Annotated in this window: 22 protein-coding genes and 1 pseudogene; 12 read left to right on the top strand and 11 right to left on the bottom strand. The window is 42.4% G+C overall.

Annotation, left to right across the window (positions count from 1 at the left end):
- Positions 1 to 53: 53 nt before the first annotated feature.
- The 8 genes from U5921_RS02325 to U5921_RS02290 all read left to right on the top strand — a co-directional run bounded on the left by U5921_RS02325 (position 54) and on the right by U5921_RS02290 (position 11332).
- On the top strand, positions 54 to 950 hold the full coding sequence (locus tag U5921_RS02325) for a hypothetical protein (protein WP_324824923.1): 897 nt from the start codon (positions 54 to 56) through the stop codon (positions 948 to 950).
- 11 nt (positions 951 to 961) lie between these two features.
- Positions 962 to 2104: an ATP-binding protein gene (locus U5921_RS02320; RefSeq protein ID WP_324824922.1), complete on the top strand. Its 1143-nt coding sequence runs from the start codon at positions 962 to 964 to the stop codon at positions 2102 to 2104.
- 73 nt (positions 2105 to 2177) lie between these two features.
- A complete protein-coding gene (locus tag U5921_RS02315) occupies positions 2178 to 4091 on the top strand; it encodes an ATP-dependent nuclease (RefSeq protein WP_324824921.1) in 1914 nt (637 codons plus the stop codon).
- A 3-nt stretch (positions 4092 to 4094) separates the two neighbouring features.
- On the top strand, positions 4095 to 6023 hold the full coding sequence (locus U5921_RS02310) for a UvrD-helicase domain-containing protein (protein WP_324824920.1): 1929 nt from the start codon (positions 4095 to 4097) through the stop codon (positions 6021 to 6023).
- Between the two features lie 92 nt (positions 6024 to 6115).
- Positions 6116 to 7315, top strand: coding sequence for a hypothetical protein (locus U5921_RS02305; RefSeq protein WP_324824919.1), 1200 nt, complete (start codon positions 6116 to 6118; stop codon positions 7313 to 7315).
- A gap of 40 nt (positions 7316 to 7355) precedes the next feature.
- On the top strand, positions 7356 to 7937 hold the full coding sequence (locus U5921_RS02300; RefSeq protein ID WP_283675625.1) for a YecA family protein: 582 nt from the start codon (positions 7356 to 7358) through the stop codon (positions 7935 to 7937).
- A gap of 109 nt (positions 7938 to 8046) precedes the next feature.
- On the top strand, positions 8047 to 9360 hold the full coding sequence (locus U5921_RS02295) for a hypothetical protein (protein WP_283675624.1): 1314 nt from the start codon (positions 8047 to 8049) through the stop codon (positions 9358 to 9360).
- Positions 9361 to 9868: 508 nt separating this feature from the next.
- Positions 9869 to 11332: a hypothetical protein gene (locus U5921_RS02290; protein ID WP_324824918.1), complete on the top strand. Its 1464-nt coding sequence runs from the start codon at positions 9869 to 9871 to the stop codon at positions 11330 to 11332.
- A gap of 94 nt (positions 11333 to 11426) precedes the next feature.
- On the opposite strand, the gene U5921_RS02285 is transcribed toward U5921_RS02290, so the two are convergent.
- The 11 genes and pseudogenes from U5921_RS02285 to U5921_RS02235 form a co-directional block, all read right to left on the bottom strand.
- The gene (locus U5921_RS02285) at positions 11427 to 12995 is read right to left on the bottom strand and encodes a recombinase family protein (RefSeq protein WP_324824917.1); all 1569 of its coding nucleotides are present in this window, start codon (positions 12993 to 12995) and stop codon (positions 11427 to 11429) included.
- Complete coding sequence (locus U5921_RS02280; RefSeq protein ID WP_324824916.1) at positions 12982 to 13413, bottom strand: recombinase; 432 nt, start codon at positions 13411 to 13413, stop codon at positions 12982 to 12984. The genes U5921_RS02285 and U5921_RS02280 overlap by 14 nt, the downstream gene beginning before the upstream one ends.
- Positions 13414 to 14976, bottom strand: coding sequence for a recombinase family protein (locus U5921_RS02275; RefSeq protein ID WP_324824915.1), 1563 nt, complete (start codon positions 14974 to 14976; stop codon positions 13414 to 13416).
- Positions 14977 to 15026: 50 nt separating this feature from the next.
- Positions 15027 to 15248: an SHOCT domain-containing protein gene (locus U5921_RS02270; protein WP_324824914.1), complete on the bottom strand. Its 222-nt coding sequence runs from the start codon at positions 15246 to 15248 to the stop codon at positions 15027 to 15029.
- A gap of 163 nt (positions 15249 to 15411) precedes the next feature.
- Positions 15412 to 16557, bottom strand: a pseudogene (locus U5921_RS02265) (hypothetical protein); the annotation flags it as partial.
- A 64-nt stretch (positions 16558 to 16621) separates the two neighbouring features.
- Positions 16622 to 16807 carry a hypothetical protein gene (locus U5921_RS02260; protein WP_092639084.1) on the bottom strand — a complete coding sequence of 62 codons (186 nt, stop codon included), beginning with the start codon at positions 16805 to 16807 and terminating at the stop codon, positions 16622 to 16624.
- Between the two features lie 20 nt (positions 16808 to 16827).
- Positions 16828 to 17403 (bottom strand): DUF2815 family protein, encoded by a 576-nt coding sequence (locus U5921_RS02255; protein WP_324824913.1) that lies wholly within the window; start codon positions 17401 to 17403, stop codon positions 16828 to 16830.
- Positions 17396 to 18535 (bottom strand): DUF2800 domain-containing protein, encoded by a 1140-nt coding sequence (locus U5921_RS02250; RefSeq protein WP_324824912.1) that lies wholly within the window; start codon positions 18533 to 18535, stop codon positions 17396 to 17398. Before U5921_RS02250 ends, U5921_RS02255 begins: the two co-directional genes overlap by 8 nt.
- Positions 18525 to 18839 carry a DNA ligase gene (locus U5921_RS02245; protein WP_324824910.1) on the bottom strand — a complete coding sequence of 105 codons (315 nt, stop codon included), beginning with the start codon at positions 18837 to 18839 and terminating at the stop codon, positions 18525 to 18527. The genes U5921_RS02250 and U5921_RS02245 overlap by 11 nt, the downstream gene beginning before the upstream one ends.
- On the bottom strand, positions 18775 to 19041 hold the full coding sequence (locus U5921_RS02240) for a hypothetical protein (protein WP_324824909.1): 267 nt from the start codon (positions 19039 to 19041) through the stop codon (positions 18775 to 18777). The genes U5921_RS02245 and U5921_RS02240 overlap by 65 nt, the downstream gene beginning before the upstream one ends.
- Before the next feature lie 93 nt (positions 19042 to 19134).
- Positions 19135 to 19638, bottom strand: a complete 504-nt coding sequence (locus U5921_RS02235; RefSeq protein ID WP_324824908.1) for a bacterio-opsin activator — start codon at positions 19636 to 19638, stop codon at positions 19135 to 19137.
- Between the two features lie 663 nt (positions 19639 to 20301).
- Here U5921_RS02235 and U5921_RS02230 point away from each other — a divergent pair.
- The 4 genes from U5921_RS02230 to U5921_RS02215 all read left to right on the top strand — a co-directional run bounded on the left by U5921_RS02230 (position 20302) and on the right by U5921_RS02215 (position 23997).
- Positions 20302 to 20910 (top strand): NBR1-Ig-like domain-containing protein, encoded by a 609-nt coding sequence (locus U5921_RS02230; RefSeq protein ID WP_324824907.1) that lies wholly within the window; start codon positions 20302 to 20304, stop codon positions 20908 to 20910.
- Positions 20911 to 21138, top strand: coding sequence for a helix-turn-helix domain-containing protein (locus U5921_RS02225; protein WP_169008394.1), 228 nt, complete (start codon positions 20911 to 20913; stop codon positions 21136 to 21138). It abuts the gene before it with no gap.
- Positions 21139 to 21227: 89 nt separating this feature from the next.
- On the top strand, positions 21228 to 22844 hold the full coding sequence (locus tag U5921_RS02220) for a class I SAM-dependent DNA methyltransferase (RefSeq protein ID WP_324824905.1): 1617 nt from the start codon (positions 21228 to 21230) through the stop codon (positions 22842 to 22844).
- Positions 22837 to 23997, top strand: coding sequence for a restriction endonuclease subunit S (locus tag U5921_RS02215; RefSeq protein ID WP_324824904.1), 1161 nt, complete (start codon positions 22837 to 22839; stop codon positions 23995 to 23997). The genes U5921_RS02220 and U5921_RS02215 overlap by 8 nt, the downstream gene beginning before the upstream one ends.
- The last annotated feature ends 9 nt before the right edge of the window (positions 23998 to 24006 follow it).

Raw genomic sequence — 24006 nt, 5'->3', positions numbered from 1 at the left:
CCACACCAAGATAACTTTGAGCAACTGGTTTTGTTATATAGGAGGGGTGTCTTATGCCAATATTAAAGAATATGGAAATACCAAAACCACAAAATTGGCAGGACTTTGAGCGATTAGTCGAGAGCTATTTAAGGATGAAATGGCCTAATTGCATGATTGCTTTATTTGGGAGTGGCGGGCAAACTCAGCATGGAGTGGATGTCTATTTGCGGGACAAAAATGCCTCTTTTGTTGGAGTTCAATGCAAAAAAGTGGAAAGATTAACTTATACCCAAATTCAACAGGAAATTGACAAAGCAAAGGAATTCACCCCCTCGTTGACACATTATATTATTGCTACATCTATGAAGAAAAGTGCCCAACTACAGGAAAAAGTGAATGTTCTAAATTTACAGCATTTTGAAAAAGGGTTATTTTCAGTAGATATTCTTTTTTGGGAAGATATCATTGCATTGATTGTATCAGATGAAAAAGTATTTGTTCAGCATTATCCCCAGCTTTCACCAGACAATGGAAGATCGGATAACTGCACTACCGTGCATGCTGCAAACATTAAGGATTCTGTCATAGGGAATAACATTACAATTAATACCTCTAAGAACCAAAATATCAAGAAAGCTCCGATTCAAGGCACTATTGGCAGTAATACATATATGAAAAATTATGTGAAACATTTAATTGATAGATATCATGAATTCAAGAAGGCCACTGAAAACATGGACAGGAGCCCAATGAATTATGCCTTGCTTTACAAAGCGATAAAGAGAGAAATCGGTTTTAAGTGGGATGAAACTCCTAATGAACGTTTTGAAGATCTATGTGAGTTCCTACAAAAAAGGATTGATAATACCATAGTGGGAAAGAAACAGAAATCACAGGGGATCAAAAATTACAGTACATATGATGAATTCCAGGTTAAGACACGCGGAGCAGTGAGGAAACAAACTTAAGGAGATGGTCTATGAATATACAAGATTTAACCGAGCAGGTTGCCAAATTGATTTCCTTAAAACAAGAAGGAGACCATTGGGATTTTAAACGGGAATGGTATATCAACAAGGCGGATCTTCTGCATGATATTATTTGTATGGCAAATAATTTATCAAGTCAAGACGGCTTGATTATTATCGGTGTTGATGAAGAAAGAGATTATGAGATACAAGAAATGGTAGATGATTCTAACCGGAAGAAAACACAAGATTTAGTATCTTTTTTGCGTGACAAGAAATTCGCCGGTGGAATCAGACCCACTGTTACAGTCCAATCAATTCTTTTATCTGAAAAATCTATTGATGTAATAGTCATACATAATGATCGCAATACTCCGTATTATTTGACGGAACAATATCAGGGAGTTTATGCAAATAACATATATGTTCGCATTATGGATACCAATACGCCGAAAAACTCTTCGGCTGACATTAATATTATTGAAACTCTTTGGAAGAAGCGTTTTGGAATAGATGCGACAGCACTTGAACGTGTCATTCTGTATTTGCAAAGTCCATCAGATTGGGTTGACTCGGCTGATGAATCCAGAAGGTATTATAAGTACGCACCGGAATTTGTAATAGAACGGGTCTCGGCTGCAGATGACAGGGACGGTTATGAGTTCTATCTGTTTGGGCAATATGATAGTCGTCCTCACTGGTATGATATCAATCTCTATTATCATCAAACATTATTAGATTCTTTGGGAGGAGCAGCATTAGATGGAGGCCGATATTTCACGGCTACTCCTAAAATAGAAGGGCTATCTTTAGACGGAAATAGAATGGATTGGGATATTAGTTACAAGTATCTCATTAAAGAGTCAATAGAGTATATCGTTCATAAATTTTATATTACTGATGACATGGATGAGGAACAAACATCAAGGAGACGTTTCTTAGAGTGCATACTTATCTTTGAATCAGAGATTGAGAAGGTAAGATTTGATAAATTTGTGAAAGAAAATTATGCTAACTATAATGCTGATGATTTTGAAGGTATGCTTCCACATTTTCCTAATATAGAGGGATATGTAATGAGTGCTTTTAAAAAAGATTATTTAAATGCACTTATTTTGAAAAAAATGTTAGATGACTTTAGGGCCACTTTTTGATGAATTGATCCTTAATTATTTGATTATATTATGGCTTATATATGCAGAATATAGAAAACTGGGAGGTGCAACTATGTATTTGTCTTCATTACGAATAAAAAATTTTCGATGTTTTAATGATGATGAGCACATCATTAATTTTAATCCAGGTTTAACTGTTTTGGTAGGAGAAAATGACTCAGGTAAATCGGCTATAATGGACGCTATCAGAATTGTACTTGGAACAACAGATTTCGGCTGGATTCGTATAGAAACAAATGACTTTTTTAATGAGGACATCTCTCGAGAAATTAGTATTAGTTGTAAATTCACTAGTTTGACCCCAGATGAGCAAGCCTACTTCTTGGAATGCTTGACATATGAAAAGAAAGGAGCAGTAAATACGCCTTGTTTGTATTTGCACTGGAAATGTAAATATTTATTATCATTTAAACCACCCAGGCCAGTTTCTTCATTTTCTACAGGTAAGGATGGTAATGGCCCTGCCCCATCCTCGGAAGCTCGTGAGCTGCTACGTATTACATATTTAAGAGCCCTGCGTGATGCTTATAGTGATATGCAAGCCGGAAGGCATTCACGTTTATCTCAGATTGTCCAAAACATACCGGGTTTAAATCAAGGAAAAAGTGAGTTTCAAGACGGAATGGATATACATGAATTGTCATTGGTAGGTATTACAAACTTATCAAACAATTTGTTGGCAGCTCATCCCTCTCTTAAGTCAATAAATGATGATATGACAGAAATATTAGGTAAGCAAATGCTCCTAAAAAAAGATATCATCAAAACAAGATTTGAGGTGGCAGGTTCCAATAGCAATGATCTTCAAAAGACATTGGCTCTTTTAGAAAAACTTGACTTGGCGGTCGATAAAAATGCAAGTGCTATGCAAGGTAAAGTTGGATTGGGCACGAGTAATATTATGAGTATGGCATGTGAACTACTTTTACATAAAGAAGCTGAAACGGAAAAGAAATCATCGTTCCTACTTATTGAGGAGCCGGAAGCTCATGTGCATGCCCAGCGGCAACTAAAGTTAATTCAGTCTCTTGAAAATGAAGCAGAAAGCAAGCAACAACAGATAATTATTACAACACATTCACCATTGTTAGCTTCTGTGGTAAAAATAGATAATATTGTAATGGTAAAAGAAGGGCAAGTGCTTCCATTGGCAAAAGGTCATACAATGTTGGATGATGATGATTATAGGTATTTGGAAAAGTATTTGGATGCTACAAAAGCCAACTTGTTTTTTGCACGAAGTGTAATTATTGTAGAAGGGCCTGGAGAAGCTCTGTTACTTCCCACCATAGCCAAATTATTAGGATGTAGCTTTACGGATTTCGGAACTTCATTAGTTGATGTTAGAAGTACAGGTCTGCGTCGCTATGCAAGAATATTCCAACGTTCCAATATTGATGATACTTGGGGCATTAAAGTTGCCTGTGTTACTGATAGAGATGTTATGCCGAACTGTGCTCCTGGTATTTGTATTGACGAAAAGTATACGCTAGATCCGTCAACATGGCCGAAAAAGGAAGACCGTAATTGGAGAGCAGAAGCGGATTTTACGTTGGAAGAAGCGACCTCTCATCTTAAGAATATAAAGCAAAAAGCAGATGGACAACAGGTTGTAACATACATTGCAGATCACTGGACTTTGGAGTATGACTTGGCTTTTGCAGGCTTAAGTCATAGTAAAATGCAAGAGGCTTTAATTAGGGCATTAGTTAAAGTAAGCTACGCTAAGCAAAATTGGGATAAAAAAACAGATGATATTAAGACAGCAATCAAAGCATTACCTACGTTAGAGGATAGGTCCTCTTATTTCTATAAATATTTTGCGAAGAAGACCGCATCTAAAGCGGATTTTGCACAACAGTTTGCATTTGAACTTGAAGATGCTTTCACAGGAAATGTAAGTGAGTTAAAATCTATGTTGCCAAGTTATCTAGTGGATGCAATAGAATACGTTGCAGGGGAATAAATCATGGGAATTGAAAGGTTGGAGCAAATCAAAATTACTGATGACGATATTACTTGGGTTGAGTCCATTATGGGATTTCGCTTTAATAATGATAGAGTCAACATAATTAAAAACTTAGAATCAATAGATGTCCAGGCGTTTCCGGGAAGCGGAAAAACGACCACGCTCATTGCAAAATTAGCAATTTTAGCAAGAAAATGGCCATACAATAATTCAGGTATATGTGTTCTGTCACATACAAATGTTGCGCGTGAAGAAATTGAAGAGCGATTAGGAAATACAGATATTGGAAGAAAGCTTTTGGCGTACCCGCACTTTATTGGGACGCTTCATTCCTTTTTTGATACATTTGTTGCATTGCCTTGGATTCGATCAAAAGGCTTTTGCATGAATATGATTGACTCAGATGTTGTAAGAAAATCTCGCTGGTATATGCTCCCTCGTGGCACAAGAGTGTATTTAGAGAAGAACTATAGAGACTCACAAATTTGTAGCTACAATGGGAATATAGGACGTATAGACTGGGACAAACAGGGTGAAACACGTCAGAAAATTTTAGAAGCAATACAGAAGTCTCAAAGTGATGGAAACTTTACATTTGATGAGATGTTGCTATATGCAAAGCAAGCGTTTGATGAATGTGATTCTCTACCTGTTGGACTGCAGCAGCGATTTCCGATAATTTTTATTGACGAAGCACAAGATACTAATTCATTTCAATGGGAGCTAATTCATAAGGCATTTCCGGAAGCAAGCGGCATGACGATTCGACAGGGATTTGGTGATAGCAACCAAGCAATTTATAATTATGTTAATGAGATCGTTGAACAACCTGCGTTCCCACGTCCATCACCACTGTTGTTGAGTGAGAGTAAAAGATTTGATAATAGAATAGCACATTTAGCAAATACTGTAGCTATTTCTGCGGAACAAATGAAAGGTACAGAAAATGATTTTTCCGGGAAACAAAGTAGCCATACACTTTATTTATTCTCAAAAGATAAGGTTGGACAAGTCATTGAGGAGTTTGCACAACTTTTGTTAGATACTTTTTCTGATGAAGAATTGTTGAAAAATAAGAAACGTGGATGCCATGTTATTGGAATGGTTCATGTGAAGAAAGACGAAACTACAGAAAAACAATTTCCCAAAGGCATATATGACTATTGGCCGAATTATGAAGCTAGAAGAGCAAGCAAAAGTATAAATCCAAATAGCCTTATAGAATATTTTAGAATGGGACGCTTTGAATTTGAAAAAAACAATGAATTATGCGCCCAAATAGAATGGATTGCAAAAGGTATCCGAAGACTTATCAACAAGGCAAAAGGTCAAAATTTAATAGCAGCAACCAATAATCCTTTTTTATCAATTATAAAACAATTTCCTGAAGAAAAACAGTTGGAGATACGAAAGGATTTTTATGTATTGTCTTCTGCTGATATTTCGAAAGAGGAAGAGTGGCAAAGTATAGTTAGCATTTTGAAAGATATTTTAAAAGGACTTGATTTGACAATAAGTGAAAAAGTTAAGGAATTTATAGCATGGACAAATGAAGACTATTTCAGTTGTACTACCCAAGAAGCAATACCACAAGTGATACCAAATCATTATGTTTTTGAGGATAAAATAAGTCAACGTTGCGTTGACTTGGAGTTCGGCAGTATTCATTCAGTAAAAGGAAGAACACATTTGGCTACTTTGGTATTAGAAACCTATTCAAAAGCTCACAACATGAAAGCTATACTTAAATATCTATGCAATAAGCCACCCAAATCTGTGGGGTCAAATCATAGTCGCTTAAAGTGCCAGTATGTAGCTATGACGCGTGCGAAAGCTTTATTATGTCTTGCAATGCCAATAGAGTTTGTTGATGATAAGACACAAAAATCATTGCAAGATACAGGTTGGACGATAAAAGTTGTAGACTAAAGCTGTAAAAATAAAGCTCTTGAGGGTTTTATTAGAACAATTCAGGCGAATATGAAAGTAATGGCGTATCGGGCTGTTGGTGAGGTGAAAATATGGATTCAGAGAAGTGGTTATGGCCTTCAGAAAATATGGATTTTGAAAAAGTAGATAATGCTGAGTATCAAGTTGAAGTAAAATGGAGTAAGAAACCATTTTGGGATTATAAAAATCTATCGTATCAATTCTATAATTGCGGCTTTCAGGTCTTTAATAACGTTATTGAAAGTGGTCACGATAATGTTAAGTCTGATATGTGGTTTCTAACTGGAATTTTTATGATCAGGCAAAGTATGGAGTTGGGACTAAAGGCGCTATTATGCAGAACATGTACAAAGAAATCTGAAATGCAATCTGCTTTTGAAAAATGTTGCCATAATTTATCTGCACTTTGGGCAGAGTATTATTCTTATAATAAAGAGAATTATTTAACACAAGAAGAAAAGCAATGGTTGGAAGAATACTTCATTTCTCTAGAATTAGTAGATGCACAATCAGATATGTTTCGTTTTCCATTTGAGGACGATTTTCTTTCTAAATACAGGAATAAGTTTATTGATAATGTAGATGTAGCAAATAATTTACTCCAGGCATTTGCCCTTATTAAAAAGTGTATAGAATGTGGTATAGTAAGTCCGGATGATAGTTTTGATAATAATCTTAAGCCAGAGTTCTTTATTATGGCGTCACATGGAATCGGCAATTGTTATTTGTGGCAGAGTTTGACCGATGAAGGATTTCATGTGAAGATAACAGGTTATATTGCGGTTTCAGATTTCATTTTTAAAAATAAAGAGCTACATAATGAAGAGAAGCTATATCCATTGATGTTTACGTTAAGAAATGCATTAGAACTGTGCTTGAAGAGACTTTTTTACAGCAGGGTTGAAAAAGGTGTATCAAAGCATGATTTTTTTTCAAAAAGGAAGAGTCACCTAATAAAAAAAGATCTGTGGAAGAATGTAAAACCGGTTATTTTATATTATGCTAATGAACAGGGACAAGATACGGATATAATCGATATTGTAGAAAAGCAGTTAGATGTAATTAGTAGAATTGATAAAAATGGAGATAACTTTAGGTACCCAACATCCTATAGCTTGGAATATAGAATTAATAATAGACTGTTTGACTTGAAGAATATATACGAATTTATGCGGGCATTGTTAAATTTTTTTGAGGGCTGTGATTCAATGTTAGATGCTATAGCGGATTATGAATCAGAAATGCATTCTTATTACAGTGGCTATTATTAAAAACATTTTGTCGGTTAAAACGTTGATAGGAGATTATCGAATGGGTAAAATAGCTACTCCACAAATTATTACAGAGCAGATTATGGAGCTGTGTCAATCTATATCTGAATATCAACCTATATATGTTCCAGTAAAAGCAAGTTCAAATAGTCGTTTTAATGAGTGCTTTCCGAACGTCGCTGAATATGTTAAAGAATATGGTGGTCAAAGCGTATTCGGTAGATGCATTTGGCAAAGAGCAAACGTTTTAATCGAAGCAGAAGCACATGCTGTGTGGAAGTCTCCAAATGGTAATTTAATAGACATTACTCCTCACATCAATGATGAAAAGTCGATCTTGTTTTTAATCGAACCCCAGATGGTGTATGGAGGTAATATAATACCCAGTATCCGAAAAGAATTGACTTCATCCCCGTTAGTGGCAGAATTTATTTCTCTCTTTAATGAACGTGACCAAATAGCTGCAGAGTCCAATGGTAATACATACACATTAACAACCACGATGTTTAAAAGAATGTATGAAATAGAGGTGTTATTGAATCAGAAGGTTGGTCGTAATGATCCATGTCCATGCCAATCTGGAATTAAGTATAAAAAATGCTGTGGTCAGTATAAAGCATAAAGAAGTGATTGTTCACATGGACAATAGTTATGTATTATGAAGATGCAAATAATATAGTGCTTAATATTGATTTAGAAAAAATACTACTCCAGAAAGGAGGGGATGAAAAATGGTATTGTCAGAAAAACTGAAGAGTCTCATACAGAGTATTGCTACAACGCCAGAGTTCTGGAAAATCAATTATTACTTACGGTCAATGAAAAAAGCGCCCCACGGCGGTGTTTTTAGTATTAGATATCCTAATACATTTCTAAAATATTACTCGGTACCTACATATCTGTTTTTTACACCTAATGCCGAAATCCCGGCTCCTGTGTTGGATGCAGCTGATAAATTTCGTGTGATGATTAATGCTGCAGATGTTGATGCTGAAGAATTATTGCGGTATTGTCTAAGTATTGACCCTGATGATCTAGGGAATCCTCATAATGGGAGTCGGATGTATATAGCCACTTGCGGTAAGATAATAACTTATGCCGGTCGCAACAAGATGGAGCATATGGTCGCTGCTTCTAACGCCATCGAAGGGAAAATAAGCTATTTGGGCAACTTCCATATTGATGAGGAACGCCTTGTTTTTCTCTTTATTTTCACGCTTATGGAAAGCTTTGCTCACAGGATTCATGATATAGATGAGATCGTAAATTATGAAAAACTGATATTGCCTATTGATAAATATGGCCTGAGTGATGTGACAGATGCGGAATTTGAACGGCAAGGGTTCAGGGTGAATGATAAATACTATCTTTACAATATTTTCCTTGATACATCGATAGGGGGTCCTGTATCCGATGTGCCTAAAACTATTGAGATAATTCAGAGAATAAAGCCACCTGTGCAGATACTTACACGGTGCGACGAAAATCTCGCAGTACCCTATTCACGAATGGTTAGCACGGCTACAGTGGATTTTCAAAAATGGCGTGGCATTACACTAAACTTCGATAATATCACTGAGCAGATGAAGAGCGGCAAAGAAACTATAGTACATTTCGATCCTCAAACGCTACATAAAATCTTTGTTTACATCAAGCGCGGAGCTGATGAAACTGGGGCAGAGTTCTACCATGTGAATGTCGAACAACTCTGGAATCCTGATATATTTGTAGACGCTGAGCAAGTAATCATGACTAATTATATTCACGGGACATACTATCCGGCGAGTGAGACATTTGAGCATATAGACTTTTCTGTAAACCAGTACGGCAGAGAAATCTTTGAAGCTAAATATCGCGATGCAGAAAAGTTGACCGGTGTTTCCATCGGAGTATACGGAAATATGCATTACAAGATATGGTGCGCCAGGGGCAGCAATCTCGTACCTACGGTGTGGGCTGACCTTGTATGCGCATCACTTGATGTGCCATTCCGAAATATTTTCATGGAGACAATTGGCGGTACTTATACAGAGGATTTAATTTAAACATTTTTATACGCGAAGGTTGTATTTTTTTATGTATGCATTAATTATTCTATTGCCTACGCCAAGGAAAAAATGCGCCTTTCTAAAATCGGATTCACAGCATCTACACACGTTGAGACGGTAGTATTGATGTCAAGGGTGGATAAGTGAGTGTATGAAAAGTCCAGTAAACAAGGGCTTTTCGAGGATTAAGAGTAAAAATCGGATGTGTGAAAATCGCAAAAATATCGCTTCATGGAAACAAGTCAAAAGGCATGATTTTGAACGTGACAGAGCGATTTAGATGTCGGCACTTGGCGAGTGGTCAGGTTAGATGTCAGCGGTTCGTGTGTGGTCGATTGGGATGTTTTTTGATTTTTCCGAGGTTGTGTGGTCAGGTTGGATGTAGACAAAAGAATAGATTGTATTAAAACGGTAATATTCATTTGTTTTATGACAAAGTACGAAAACCTGAAATGTGAATGAGAGCGGCCTCTACTCATGAAAATAACTTATAGGAGAAAATAATATGGATATAAAATCATTTGATCCATCCACTATAATTTCAACAGTATTTCCCCAGATTCCTGAAGAACCGCCGCTAACCAAGGAACAACTCTGCACAAATTTGACTAATATAATCGAGCCCAATATTGCAAACGGAGATTTGGATGCAGAGATGTTTGTCTCTAATTATGTATACATATCCCAATTGGTAATTGCGGATTTGTGCGAAATAAATGGAAGGCTTGTTGAAATACGAAATCTTGATAGAACAGTTCCACCTAACGAGGATTATACTCATCGCAAACTACGATATTTTTCAGAGCTGAATAAAAAAGCTCGTGATGAAATCATAGCCTTTCTAAGCCAAGGGCTACTTGAGTTTCTCTTGGAAAACAAGACAATAAATTTTGTTGCACGCCAAAATGACCAATTATTAAAATTAAGATTACAGGGATGTTATGAATATGGCTTTTTCAAAAAGTATTATGATTACAACTACGATTTTTCAACAGAAGCTAAAGTCCGATTTATCCCAGGTGTGACCGTTAGTAATCTTTTAGAAAGCATTGAAAAATACATTAAATTAAAAATTCAAAACTTTTCCGAATATCAGGCTGAATTATCTCGAATGGTAAATGAAAATGATGTACTATCTTACTTGTGTAGTCGCATTGAAGTTCATAATGTTATGAACAGGCGTTTAGAAGTCTTTGATACAATGAAAACTTTATATGCTGATCATAAATGGCAGTCCTTTATATCTCTTGCAGTGCTACAGATTGAAGGCCTATTTTACGATTGTTGTAAAGTTCTAAATAGTAATACACTTAGTGGAACTGCTGGAACTTTGGTTGAAAAAGTGGACAAGTCTTTCAAAGATAATCATATTATAATGCTTTCTGTTTATCCGTATTATATGTTTGATATACCAGTATTAAGAAATGAAATTGCCCATACAGGACTTACTGATCGACCAAACTTGGAACATTTGGCGAATGAACTTATCCTTGATTTAAATACGATGATTTCATGGATTTATCAGCTCTCACATGAAAAATATACAATAATATCAATGATTTCAGATGCAGTTGACAGAATAAACTCGGCTGCCCAAGAAAATTCACCCACTGTGTTATTAGGAGAAATGCTCTCTTGCATGGGGATAGCAAACTTTGATTATCTTAATTTTTTAAAGAACCCTGCACTCTTTTATGACGAAATAAAATATATGAAAACTCCAGAAGGATATTGGGAGCAGATTGCTCAAAAAATAAATAACATAATAAAGACAAAAGAGTTCTGGGAAGAGATAGAAAGCCATATTGATGCTACAGAGGTATTCGACCCTCAAAAACCATTTAATATGGTTGTATTAGCAGACAAACTAAAAAACACTTTTATTTCAATTTTAGATAAAGATAGTCCTGAAAAAATAGCTTGCCAGAAAGTAGCTTCAAAGATACAACAATGCAAAATTAATACTTAACTAATTTTCTTTTTCCCATATAATTTTGATCCAGCAAAGTGAAACAAGGCACCCTACGTTCATTTTCGTAGAGTGCCTTGCTTGTTTTTTACCATTATTCTTCCACATCTACCGTCACACCGGATTTGAATTCCACGGTGAATTTGTTCTCATAGACGGTGACCTTTTCAATCAGCCGCCGGACAAGCGGCTCGTCGTATTCCGTAATGGCGGTGGGCTGTTTCCGCAGAAAGTCGCCCATATCGGTGATGCGTTTTTTAAATTCATCACGGCCGACGTTATCGAGCTGTACTTTCTGTTTTTCCTCGCGCAGGCGGTAAATCTCGTCGGCGACATCCTCGTAATCGGCCTTGGAGCTGGCGAGCTTCAAAAGCTCGGTTTGGAGTTCCTCGAGCCGCTTGTCGATAGTGGCCAGTGTCTGGTCGTTCTCATGGATTATGGCCGTCTCGATATTATTCTGAAGGGTGACCAGGAATGCGTTCTTGTCGCACAAAGCTTGGTTGATAGCGGTAACCAGAATCTGCTCAATTTGGCTTTCCGGAACCGTGCGAGCATCGCAGAACAAGCCGGTGTTTTCCAAGCGGCTGACGCACCGCCATACTACAGATTTCTTGCCACGGTTGTTCCAGTGAACCCGTCGGAACACCTCGCCGCAGTTGCCGCAGATAATCATCTGAGCGAAGCAGTGGTTGCTGCTGAAGGTTCTGTTTTTCCCATTTGGGCTCGTGTGAACGATTCGACGTCGGATAAGTTCCTCCTGTACCTGCATGAAAATTTCACGCGGGATGATTGCCTCATGGCTGTTTTCCACATAGTATTGCGGGACAAGTCCGTTATTTTTAACTCGCTTTTTCGTGAGGAAGTCAACTGTGTAGGTTTTCTGCAGAAGGGCATCCCCGATGTATTTCTCATTCCGCAAAATCTGGTTCACGTTGCTGGTATGCCATTTTCCTTTACCGGCTCCGTTCAGAATACCGTCCGCTTCCAGACCACGGGCAATTTTGAGCATGCTGGCTCCCTCAAGATATTCCCGGTAAATGCGTTTTACGATCTCAGCTTCTTCCGGCACTATTACAAGATGCTTATTCTCATCCTTTGTATACCCGAGAAACCGAGCACAGTTTATCTGAATTTCGCCCTGCTGGTAGCGGTATTGCAGGCCCAGCTTGACGTTTTGGCTCAAAGACTGGCTCTCTTGCTGGGCAAGCGATGCCATGATGGTGAGCATAACCTCGCCCTTGGAATCCATAGAGTTGATATTTTCCTTTTCAAAAAATACTGGAATATTCTTGTCCTTGAGCTGTCGGATATATTTGAGACAGTCCAGCGTGTTTCGGGCAAACCGGCTGATGGACTTGGTAATAACCATGTCGATATTGCCCGCCATGCACTCGTCAATCATGCGGTTGAATTCCTCGCGCTTTTGGGTGTTGGTTCCTGAGATGCCGTCATCCGCATAGATGCCAGCTAATTCCCAGTCTGGGTGACCATTAATGTAAGCGGTGTAGTGTTCAATCTGTGCGTCATAACTGGTCGCCTGCTCGTCGCTGTCTGTGGAAACGCGGCAGTAGGCAGCAACGCGGAGCTTCGGTTTTTCTTCGTCCTTGCTCTTTCGGGTATGCTTCCTTGCCGGAATTACGGTTACGTTCTTACTGACCTCCATCTACATTCACCTCCGTTTCTATTAGGCTGTAAGCGTATTCCGCCTGCTGAAATGGGTCGTCAGACTGATCTGTGCCTTCGCTGATGCGGAAGGCGGTGGGATAGACGACCTCTTTTTTTACTTTTGGTTCTCGGACTCGGCCGAGTTTTTCTGCCCGTCTGATACGCTCTGCTTCAGCAGCCGTAAATGTGTCCAGGTCGATAATCGCCGGGTAATATTCGTCACCGAGATAGCGCTTATTCTGGAGCATCCTGCTGATGCCCGCGTGAAATGCTATAATTTCAGCTTTTTTTGCTGCTGCTGCCAAAGAATCGCCGGTCAGATAGGACTGAAACAGGTTTTTTACCTGCTCGGCGGCTTGTTCATCAATCACGGCTTTTCCGTTTGTAATCCGGTAACCGTATGGAATGTGGCCCATTTATCTCACCAACCTTTCTTTCAGCGTAATACCGCATTTTAATTCGAACCCGATTTCTGTTCGGGAATACACAAGAATCCGCTCCACGAAACGAGTAAACAGTTCTCCGTCAAAGCCCTTCAGCATTGCCGCCTTTGTGGCGTATTGCAGGAGCTCGCTGACCTCATGCAGGTTTATATTGTCACTGTTTATGAAGCGGGATATGGATTCTTTCTGGCGCTGTATGCGCTCGGCTTCCTGCAGAAGTTCATTGTTCCCCTTATTGTAAACGGCAGGTTCAAGGTAGCCACGGGTCTGTAGTGTAACTAGCACCTTTCGCTGTTCCGCGTTTTCTTCGAGCTTTTTATCGAGGGCGTGTAGCTTTGTCACACTGTCTTCGGAGTTGATACCGCGAAGGCCCATTAACAAGGGCCTTAAAACGGTTTGATGACCGAATATGAGCTTGTTCATCATAGTAACAAACGCATATTTAAAATGAGACTCTGGAATATATTTCATGGAACATTTCTTGGTATCCGCTATATGATTGGTACAGCACCAGGCAATATTATGCCTACCGGTGGAGTGGATGCGACGTTTGAATTTGCCGCCGCACTGACCGCAGATGATTTTGCCTGAAAACGGATATCGGTTTTGGTACTTATCCTGATATTTTTCAACGCCTTTTTCTTTGCCGTGCTGTTCGATGATAGCCTGCGCGGCATCGAAATCCTCATGGCTGATAATCGCATCATGATGATTTTTAATCAGGAACTGGTCTTTTTCACCGTAATTGTAGTGGCGGTTGAAGTGCGTATCGGTGTAGGTCTTTTGAAAAATGGCATCGCCGGTGTATTTTTCATTACCGAGCATCCCGCGAATGGTTGTCGCCGTCCAGCGACCGCCTTTCTTGGATGGCACATCGAGGCGGTTCAGCTCATTTGCAATTTTGCCGGTACCATTGCCAGAAAGAATCTCAGAAAAGATAAAACGGACGATAGCTGCCTGTGTTTCATTCACGACCAGCTTTCCATCAGCAGTATCGTAGCCATAGGGCGGATAGGAAATCTTGAAGGTCCCATTTTGAAACCTACGCTTAACCGACCACTTGCTGTTTTCCGCAATAGAGACCGACTCACTTTCGGCCAGTCCACTCAGGATTGACAGCATGAGTTCACTTTCCATTGACCCGGTGTTGATATTTTCCTTCTCGAAGTAAATGAAAATGCCGAGGTCAAGCAGCTTTCTGACCAGCTCCAGACAGTCGGTCGTATTTCTTGCAAACCGGCTAATGGACTTTGTTACGATGAAGTCAATTTTCTTATTCTCACAGTCGGCAATCATACGAAGCAGCTCCGGCCGCTTCTCCTTTTTCGTACCGGTGATGCCCTCGTCATAATAAAGGCCGGCAAAATCCCAGTCAGGATTTGATTTGATGTAGGATTCGTAGTGCTTTATCTGTGTGTCGAGACTGACCAGCTGATCGTCACTATCGGTGGACACACGGCAGTAAGCAGCAACCCGCAGTTTGGGACGCTCTGTAAAATCAGACGTATTTTCAGTGATTTTCGTTACTTTTTTCAACTTTTCACCTCCTTGTCAGTGTGACATATTACCTCTGAATTTCAGTAATATCAACGGTTTTCGGGCATAATCTGTGCCAGAGCTGGTGAGAAAGATTTGCGGTTTAATGTGGTTATCTTGTTGAATTCCGACAAGGAAATAAGTCCGTTTTGAAACATGAAAGAGAGTATCCGCTGTGCCCTTACATAATCTACTTCTCGCTGCAATTGCTCCTGCGGAACAGGTTTCTTTTCATAATTGATTTCTGGTATTACGCCAGTAATAGTGGCCATGTATTTTACCTCCAGTCTGAGAACCTCTGTCCTCACAACTCACTGGAAGATTTCAGGCTGTTTGGACGAAAAAAGAGCAAAAAAATAATGCCTACCAGAGAGAAAATCTCCAATAGGCATTACTGCAATGTGTATATGGTTACTCGCTATACTTGACAAAAGCACCGGTTCTTGGTACAAATGCTGTGCGGATAAGCTGCGACAGCGTGTCCGGCACATCCTCGTAGAGCATTTCTAGCGCATCAAAGTCGCCGCAGCGAACAAGGGCGCGTGCTTCGGATAAATCTTCCAGATGATTTTGCGGCAGGTTTTGCATCTGTATGAGCCTGCCTGCCCAGCGTCCTGTGCGATTGGCTCCATAAAACTGAAACATCCCACGGGCGCGGCTATCAGAGCAGACCGCTTTTTCCATCGCCTGATATTTTCGTACCGATGATTTGGCAAGTTGCTGACGGAGGGAGAGAACATCTGAGAGCTCCGGTGGTGCTGTTTTCAAAAGCTCAACCACGGCCTTTTTGCCGAGCGTTTCGGTCTCCATGCCGTTGTCAGCAAGCCACTGCTTCATTTGCTGAACCGAATTTGGGTTGTCTAGCTCGGTCAGCAATTTCAAGGCAGTGGTGAGCTCAGAACGGGAGCGACCGTCCATAGCAATGGCCTCCTGCACCAGTGTCATATCAAGAGTCACACCTCGGTCGTTTATCTCTTGGTCAAGGCGATATTCATCCCAGACGCTGTCCGACACCGCAAACTTGGCAAGCTTTTCTTGAATAGACATCTCCGCTTCAACATCGCGGGCGTTATATTTTTTGAACGCCGACCACTTGTCCGGCGCGTGGTACGGGTAATTTCGGGAGCGCTGACCGTTGGATTTCGTCGGAGCACAAGGCTGGCAGAAGTATTTAATGAGGTCTTTGCCCTCGGTGAGCTTCTGCTTATCCAGCTTGAGCACCGAACCGACACCTTCCAGCGAAAGTGGCAGTCCCATTGTAGCCGCCCATATCATCGAGCACTTCCATGAAACAGGTTCGAGATACTCGCCGGTCGACAGTCCAAGAAAGCGAGACAGGCAGACCCGCTCGAAGTTGGCGTTGAAGGCCCATTTGGTCACCGTTTCATCCGTGAGCGCATCTATCACTTCTGACGGTATTTTCTCGCCGCAGGCAAGGTCAACAACCTGAACAGAGCCACTATCTACAGAATAGCCGAACAGAAGAATCTCAAAGTCCAGCGCTTCAGCATAGCGGTACACTCCGCTCTTGGCGAGGTTGGCGCTGCTATAGGTTTCAATATCTATACTGAGTGTTTTCATAATCAACCGTCCTTTATTGAGAAGAGGGCGGCAAAGAATGTCTCTGCCGCCCTCATAGATACTGTTACTTGCTGATTTCCTTCATGCGCAGCTCATGGTATTCCTTATCACGGACGGCCTGTGCTTTTTCACGCTTCTCACGCTTGCGGTCATACACTGCGCTCTGAATCGCATTAATCAGGAATACAATGCTGAAACAGAGCCAGATAGCAATAAGGACGGTCAACAAGATGGTTTGTAAGGTTGTCATAGCTTTTCACCCTTCCTTTCTCAGTTCAGAAAATCGTCGTCATCGTCGGTTGCGAAATCGGACTCAGCACTGGTCTTGCCGCCGAGAGGCTCGCCGTCGCGTACCTTCTGCAGGTTGTTCAAACCACATGCGATTCCCTTGTTTCCATTGCTATTGAAGGCATAAAAACTGATGCTTGCCCTGCCGTACACGCCGGAGTAAACCTCGGAGCGGGTAAGAATGGGATTGCGGTCAGCATCGACAATACCGGGAGCAGTGGCAGAGTTCGCGTTGATGAAGTAAGCGTTGGCATAAGCGGGATCGTCAGGTCGCTCAGAATCTCCGTCCCTGAGAGGGATTTTGAGTGCTGCCAGCGGTGGCACAGACTTGCCGTTGCCTTTGAGCTTAGACTCGCCGTCGTGGTAGGCTGCTTCAATAGCGGACCTGATCTTGGCGACGGCCTTTGTATCAGACTTGGGAACGATAAGACTGACAGAAAACTTTGGCGTACCTCCATTGATACTCTTGGCCTCCCAGACGTTTGCATAGCTCCAGCGGGTGTCAGGGCCGGTGATAACCTTCATCGGGTTGTTTACTTTGTTGGTGTTGTTATTCATAATCGTTTTCCTCCATAAAATCATTTTTAGCTGTGTTCATGGCCGGGCGCTTATCGCTCTCCGGCACGAGCGTGGGTTTACCTTGCGGCTTTTCAATGTAGGCCGCGAGAAGTTCATCAAAGCGGGATTTTCCGAGCAGCTTCTGCATGGCAGTGACGCCCAGCACCTTGTGTTCATAGGGATCAAAGCCTGCGTCGGTGACTGTACCAGCGACCGCTGCTTCGTTTGTGTATCTGCGGTTGGAGCGACCTTCGACCAGCTTATAGCCGGTCCAGTCTTTGCCGCTGATTGCCTGCTGCAATGCGTATTCCTTGATGTCCGCCGCCCAAGCGACAAGGTCATCGACCTTTGAGAGGATACCTTCAATGTCCTCATCTGTAAGCAGCGGCGGCAGTTTGAAGTCATAACGGGCAAGCTCCATATTTGCGTCGGCTCTGGCACGGCAGTCGTGCTTTGCCTTACAGAAGCCGCACCATTCGCCGCAGAGGAAGTTTCCATCACCAGCGAAAGCAAGGTCGGCTGTTGGTTTTAGTACCTCGTCTGCCCAGCGGTAAAGCTCATCTTTCGAGAGCTCGTATGTGCTGACGTTATCGCGGCGTGGCTGATAAATGGTCATGCTAACGGTATCAATGTCGTAGATCCGGTCGAACAATTCCAGAGCGCCGAGGGCGTAACACTGCATTTGCGGGTTTTCCGTTGCATCGACCATAATTCCCCGACCGTGCTTGTAGTCGATGATTTTCAAGGTGCCGTCTGCAATGATAAGGCAATCTGCGGTACCGAAGCCGGACGCTACCCAGCGGGAGAAGTCTACACGCTGCTCGATCATAACAACAGGATCGGAGCAGGTTTGCTTAGCAACTTCCACCTGTTCGAGAACATAGGTGGCATAGCCGGTGGCGCAGTCAGTCATTTCCTCATTGAACCAGGTGAGGTTTTCAGTTGGGTCTTCAGCCTCCATACCCAGCGCCCGGCGAAGCTTATACTCACAGAGCGTATGGGCGTCGGTGCCTTCGGCGGCGTAATCGCTGCCTTTGTCATCGTAACTCTCACAGAGCCGTGCCGATGGCGGGCAACGGAGCCAGCGTTCGGAGCTAGATGCGGAGAGTAAGGCATGTCCTTTAGGTGGCATCGGTCAGTCCCTCCACATCGGCAAGCAGTGCTTTGTAGTTAGCTGGGTCGATACCAGACAGCTTGTCGGCACCGTACTTCTGGAGCAGCGAGCGAATCTGAGCGGTGAAACCGGCACGGGACTTGTTCGCAAGAACTGCTCTGACCGCTTCCAGCGTAAGTACAAGCTCGGCGGGAATTGTTTCTTCAGGTACAGTTTCGTCGCCGCTGAACTGTTTTGCCAGCCAATTGGCGGCTTCGTTAATAACGGCAGCGGCACTGCGCAGGTCCTCGATGGTTGCGGCCATTTCGCTCATTTTGCTCATCTGTTTTTCCTCCTTCCGTAGATTGACTCTGTGTGGACAGCAAGGTCAGTTTTCTTGCCAGTCGCATGGACACGACGCTGATTGCGGTGAGAACATCGACGAGTTCTTCGTCCGCAGTGCAGCTGTGGGATTTTGTTTGGGCCTGATACATTCGTTTCACCTCCGTTCTGAAAGCCGGATGTGTATCGCTTTCACAACTCACTGGAACGAAAAGGCCCATTTGGACGAAAAGCAGAAAAACTTTTATGAAAAAATCTCCGACCACCGTATTAGGGCGGCCGGAGATCATGCCTAATTAGATGATGTCGCCGTACTCCTCACGGAGCAGAGTTTTAACTTTTTCGAGACGCGACCTGAAGGTGCTGCGGGGCATTCCAAGAATGTCTGCAATGTCACGGTCCGAGATACCCTCCATGCGAAGCTCACCTATGCGACGGGCTTCTGGAAAGAGCTCGTCCAGCCGCTTGAACAGCTTGTCCAGCATAATTTTGTCTGTTACGATTGATTCAATATCCGCGCTGGGGTCCTCACGCTTGTCCCCCATGAGCTCCTGCTCGTATTCAAGCGACCATACGTTTCCGGGAGCATGATACGGACATTCAAGGCAACAGCCGTCGCAGCGCCACAGCTTGCTTTTCGGGCACATGCACTGACCGCGTTTCTGTGCTTCCTTCTGAGTACGCCAGATGGGACGGTAATATTCATAGTAGAATTCCTTAGCCACCGGGACGAACTGGTGGGTACTGGGGATGTAGACCTTGTACTCACGGTGTGGGTTCTGATTTGCTTGGTTTGACATAAAAATTCCTCCGTTTGTCGTTTTCTCGAAACGGAGGAATCTGCAGAGCTGACCGGAAACTAGGCGTAATAGCCCGACCGCAGTCCTTACGGATAACTCCGTTTCGGATTGCAGCTTTCTGTTCAGTAGTCAGCTGTTCGTTATTTTGTTGTTCGCCCCGTTGCACTGAACCATCCGGGATCAGCGGATGTACTTCGAGGCGATTTCGGATAACAGATCGTGCTTTCCTTTCCTTGCAAAGTGGATTTATGACTTTTTACAAACAATTACGACTTGTTAGATTGAATTTTGGCTGGAATTGTGATATAATGGAAAAGTCAAAATCCACATTTAGGCTTAGATAAGCAATGCCCTGCCATCTGTAATAAGAATAGCAGGGCGCAAAGGGACTAAAAATCGGTTTTCCAAGGGACTAAAGGGACTAATCAAGGGACTTTCACGGAGGTGATTACAATCAACTTCTCCCAGTATTGCAAAAACATATATCCTTACTGTCAGCAGATATCCAGTCAAGGTTTGTTTGTGAGCAAGTTGTTTATAACCGGTGGGAGTTCGTATTTCTCTGCATCGATCACTACTGACAAGGAATATCAAAAGAAACTTTACAATGGCTCGAAGCCACTAACACAGAATCTAAAGGATTCTTTCCCTGCAAATATTCAGTTGGACGCGTTGGTTGGTCTGTTTGAAAAGCATTTGAAGGATGATCGGGTTCGCCAAGCGATGACAGCATTTGCAATACCGGTTTCGCTCGAACCAGCGAGGGGCACCTTTTCTGTAGCTCTTGCACTTCAGTTCTGTTGCTTTATAAAAAATGAAGATAGCGATGTAGACGATATAGTGGCAATGGAATATCAAAAGCTTCTCAATGAGCCTGTCGATGAAAAGCCTCAGTCTTTAGCTCCGTTATATCCGGGTGATAGTGCCTATGTTCTTGAATTTTTACCGGCGAGGATATATTCAAAGAAGTGTTATGATCGGTTTGATCACACATGGGTAATCCGCAACACTGGTAGTCAGACATGGCGAGATCGGAAATTTGTTTTTGTTAACCATGCCGTTGTAAGACCAAGAACTGATACAAACTGTATCGATATACCAGATGTGGCTCCGGGCAAAGAGTTAAAAATAACCACGAGCTTTGACACCCGTGGTTTTGAAGGACATTATGAATGCTTTTGGGAGATGCAGGACAGTGAAGGCAACGATTGTTTTCCAAATAATAAAAGATTATTCAATGTCACTATAGATACCGAGTTTGAGGTTATATAAATGGAGGTTAATAATGTGAGCGACAACAACATTGAAAAATGGTCTACTTTGAAAGAAGTGCAAGATTATCTCGGCGTAGGCCGCGAGACCATTCTGCAATGGATTGCCAAGAGAAATATGCCAGCATATAAGGTCGGGCGACTGTGGAAATTCAAGCTGTCCGAAGTTGATGACTGGATTCGTTCCGGTGGTGCTGCAGATAATTCCGACTTAACGGACACTGATTAAGTCCGATTTATCGTACACGCGACAGAGTAGAATTATAATGGGTTGATGTCAGAAAATGTATCTGAAGACCCGGAAATGAGGAGAAAACAATGGCTAAAGCAAAAAAAGAAGCAAAAGAACAGCCTGTTGAGCAGGTGCTTTGGGCTGCTGCGGACAAGCTGCGTAAAAATATGGATGCTGCGGAATATAAGCATATTGTTCTTGGACTTATATTTCTTAAATATATTTCGGACAACTTTTATGAGTTGTACCACAAACTGGAGGCAGGCGAAGGCGACTATGCCGGAGCTGACCCGGACGATCCATATGAGTACCGGGCAGAGAGTGTCTTCTATGTGCCGCCGCAGGCTCGGTGGGACTACCTGTGCGGAAGAGCAAAACTCGCCACCATCGGCAAAGATGTGGACGACGCGATGGATGCAATTGAAAAGGACAACCCTTCACTGAAGGGCGTTTTGCCAAAAGAATATGCCAAGGAGAAACTTGACAAGCAATCTCTTGGCGGGCTGATTGATATTATCAGCACCATCGCTCTCGGGGACAGTGTGTCTCGATCCGACGATGTATTGGGCAGGGTTTACGAATATTTTCTCGGTCAGTTTGCTCTTGCAGAAGGCAAGAAGGGCGGACAATTCTATACACCACGCTGCGTTGTTCAGTTACTTGTGGAAATGCTTGAACCATATGAAGGTCGCGTTCTGGACCCATGCTGCGGTTCCGGAGGTATGTTTGTTCAGAGTGAAAAGTTCATTGAGGCGCATGCCGATCACTATAATGGGAAAGCAAAAGAAATTGATAAGTTATTTGATAAAGTCGTATCAGTTTATGGGCAAGAAAGCAATCAGACCACTTGGCGCCTATGCAAGATGAACCTGGCGTTGCGAGGAATCGACAGCTCCAACGTGAAGTGGAACAATGAAGGTTCTTTCCTTAACGATGCACATCCGGACCTGAAAGCTGACTTTGTTATCGCTAACCCACCGTTTAATGACAGTGATTGGTCTGGCGACCTACTTCGCACGGATGGCCGCTGGCAATATAGCCGCGAAACACCCCCACCTGCGGGCAATGCAAACTATGCATGGATACAGCACTTTATATATCACCTAACCCCAAAAGGCTCTGCAGGATTTGTGCTGGCGAAAGGTTCGCTATCTACAAAAACCAATGGCGAAGATAAAATCCGTAAAGCTTTGATTGACGCAGGACTTGTAGATTGCATCGTTAATCTACCTACGAAATTGTTTTTAAATACACAAATCCCTGCTTGCTTATGGTTCCTTTCTCGTGCCAAGGAAAGCGACCCCAAGCATCCTCGCCACAACAAGATTCTGTTCATCGACGCCCGAAACATGGGCAAGTTGATAAGCCGTAAGACCAGAGAACTCACAAACGGCTCTGAAAATCCAGATGAGAACGATATCGGAATGATTGCCGCTACTTATCATGCTTGGAAGGCTGGAGTAGGGTACGAAGATGTTCCGGGCTTCTGCAAGTCTGCACTTGTTTCGGATGTGGTTACCTCAGATTATGTTCTCACACCGGGACGTTACATCGGCTTGCCGGATGACGAGGATGACTTTGACTTTACTGAACGTGTCCAAACATTGACTACAGAATTGAAAACACAGATGGCCGAGGGAATTGCTCTTGATGAGCGGATTCGCACTAATCTTTCTAAAGTGGGGGTAAATGCGAATGAGTGAATGGACTGATTACAGGCTCTCAGAGTTCATGGACTTTAATCCAACGACTCCTTTGAGGAAAAATACCGAGTGCAAGAAGGTTGCTATGGAAAATCTCGGGATTAACAGTAGAAAGGTATTAGGTTGGGAAATCGCCAGATTTAATGGTGGCGCAAAGTTTATGAACGGAGACACGCTGGTGGCAAGGATAACTCCATGCCTTGAAAACGGGAAGATAGGCTTTGTTGATTTTCTTGACGATGGTGAAGTAGCCTTTGGCTCGACAGAATTTATAGTTCTTCGTAAGAAAGCTGGAATCTCAACTCAACAGTTTGTTTATTACTTCGCCTATTGGAACGAGTTCAGAGATTTAGCAGTACAGCTTATGACAGGTACTTCTGGGCGTCAGCGTGTAGAAACCGATGTATTGAAGCAAAGAGTTTTTCGGTTTCCTGACATCCCAACGCAACAAACCATTGCTGAAGTACTGGCATCGCTTGACGATAAAATCGATTTGCTGACACGGCAAAACACAACCCTCGAAGCCTTGACGCAGACATATTTCCGCCAATGGTTCTTGGAGGAGAACGAGAACGACCCTATTCCCGTTTCGGATATTGCTACACTCGAAAACAACAGCGTAAACCCCGGGAGGAAACCGTTAGAGCCGTTCTATCACTACAGCATTCCGGCCTTCGATACCGCCCAAACGCCTGCGGTTGAACTCGGTAAAGCGATATTGAGTAACAAGTTCTGCGTGTTACCAAACACCATACTTGTTTCCAAGCTGAACCCTGTAACACCGCGAATTTGGCGCATAGGGGAGAAAGTGCAGCCGAACAGTGTATGCTCCACGGAGTTTCAGGTGTTAAGGCCGAAGGATATGCGCCACTATTTGTTCCTGTACTGTCTCATGAAATCAAAAGACGTAGTTTCCAGTTTTGCAATGAGCGCAACAGGTACAAGCGGAAGTCACCAGAGGATAAGACCAGAGTACATTCTCGAAGTAGAAACACCTGCTCCTGATGATGAAAAGCTCGCTCTCTTTAATGAAGTCTGTGCTCCAATGATGGAGCGGGTCATGAAGAATCAGAAGCAAATTCTTACCCTGCAGAAACTCCGCGACACGCTTTTACCAAAGCTACTCAGCGGAGAAGTGCGGGTGAAGCAATAGGAGGTAATG

The organism is Sinanaerobacter sp. ZZT-01, assembly GCF_035621135.1.
GTDB lineage: Bacteria > Bacillota > Clostridia > Peptostreptococcales > Anaerovoracaceae > IOR16.
This window is presented reverse-complemented; position numbering and strand designations above follow the sequence as displayed.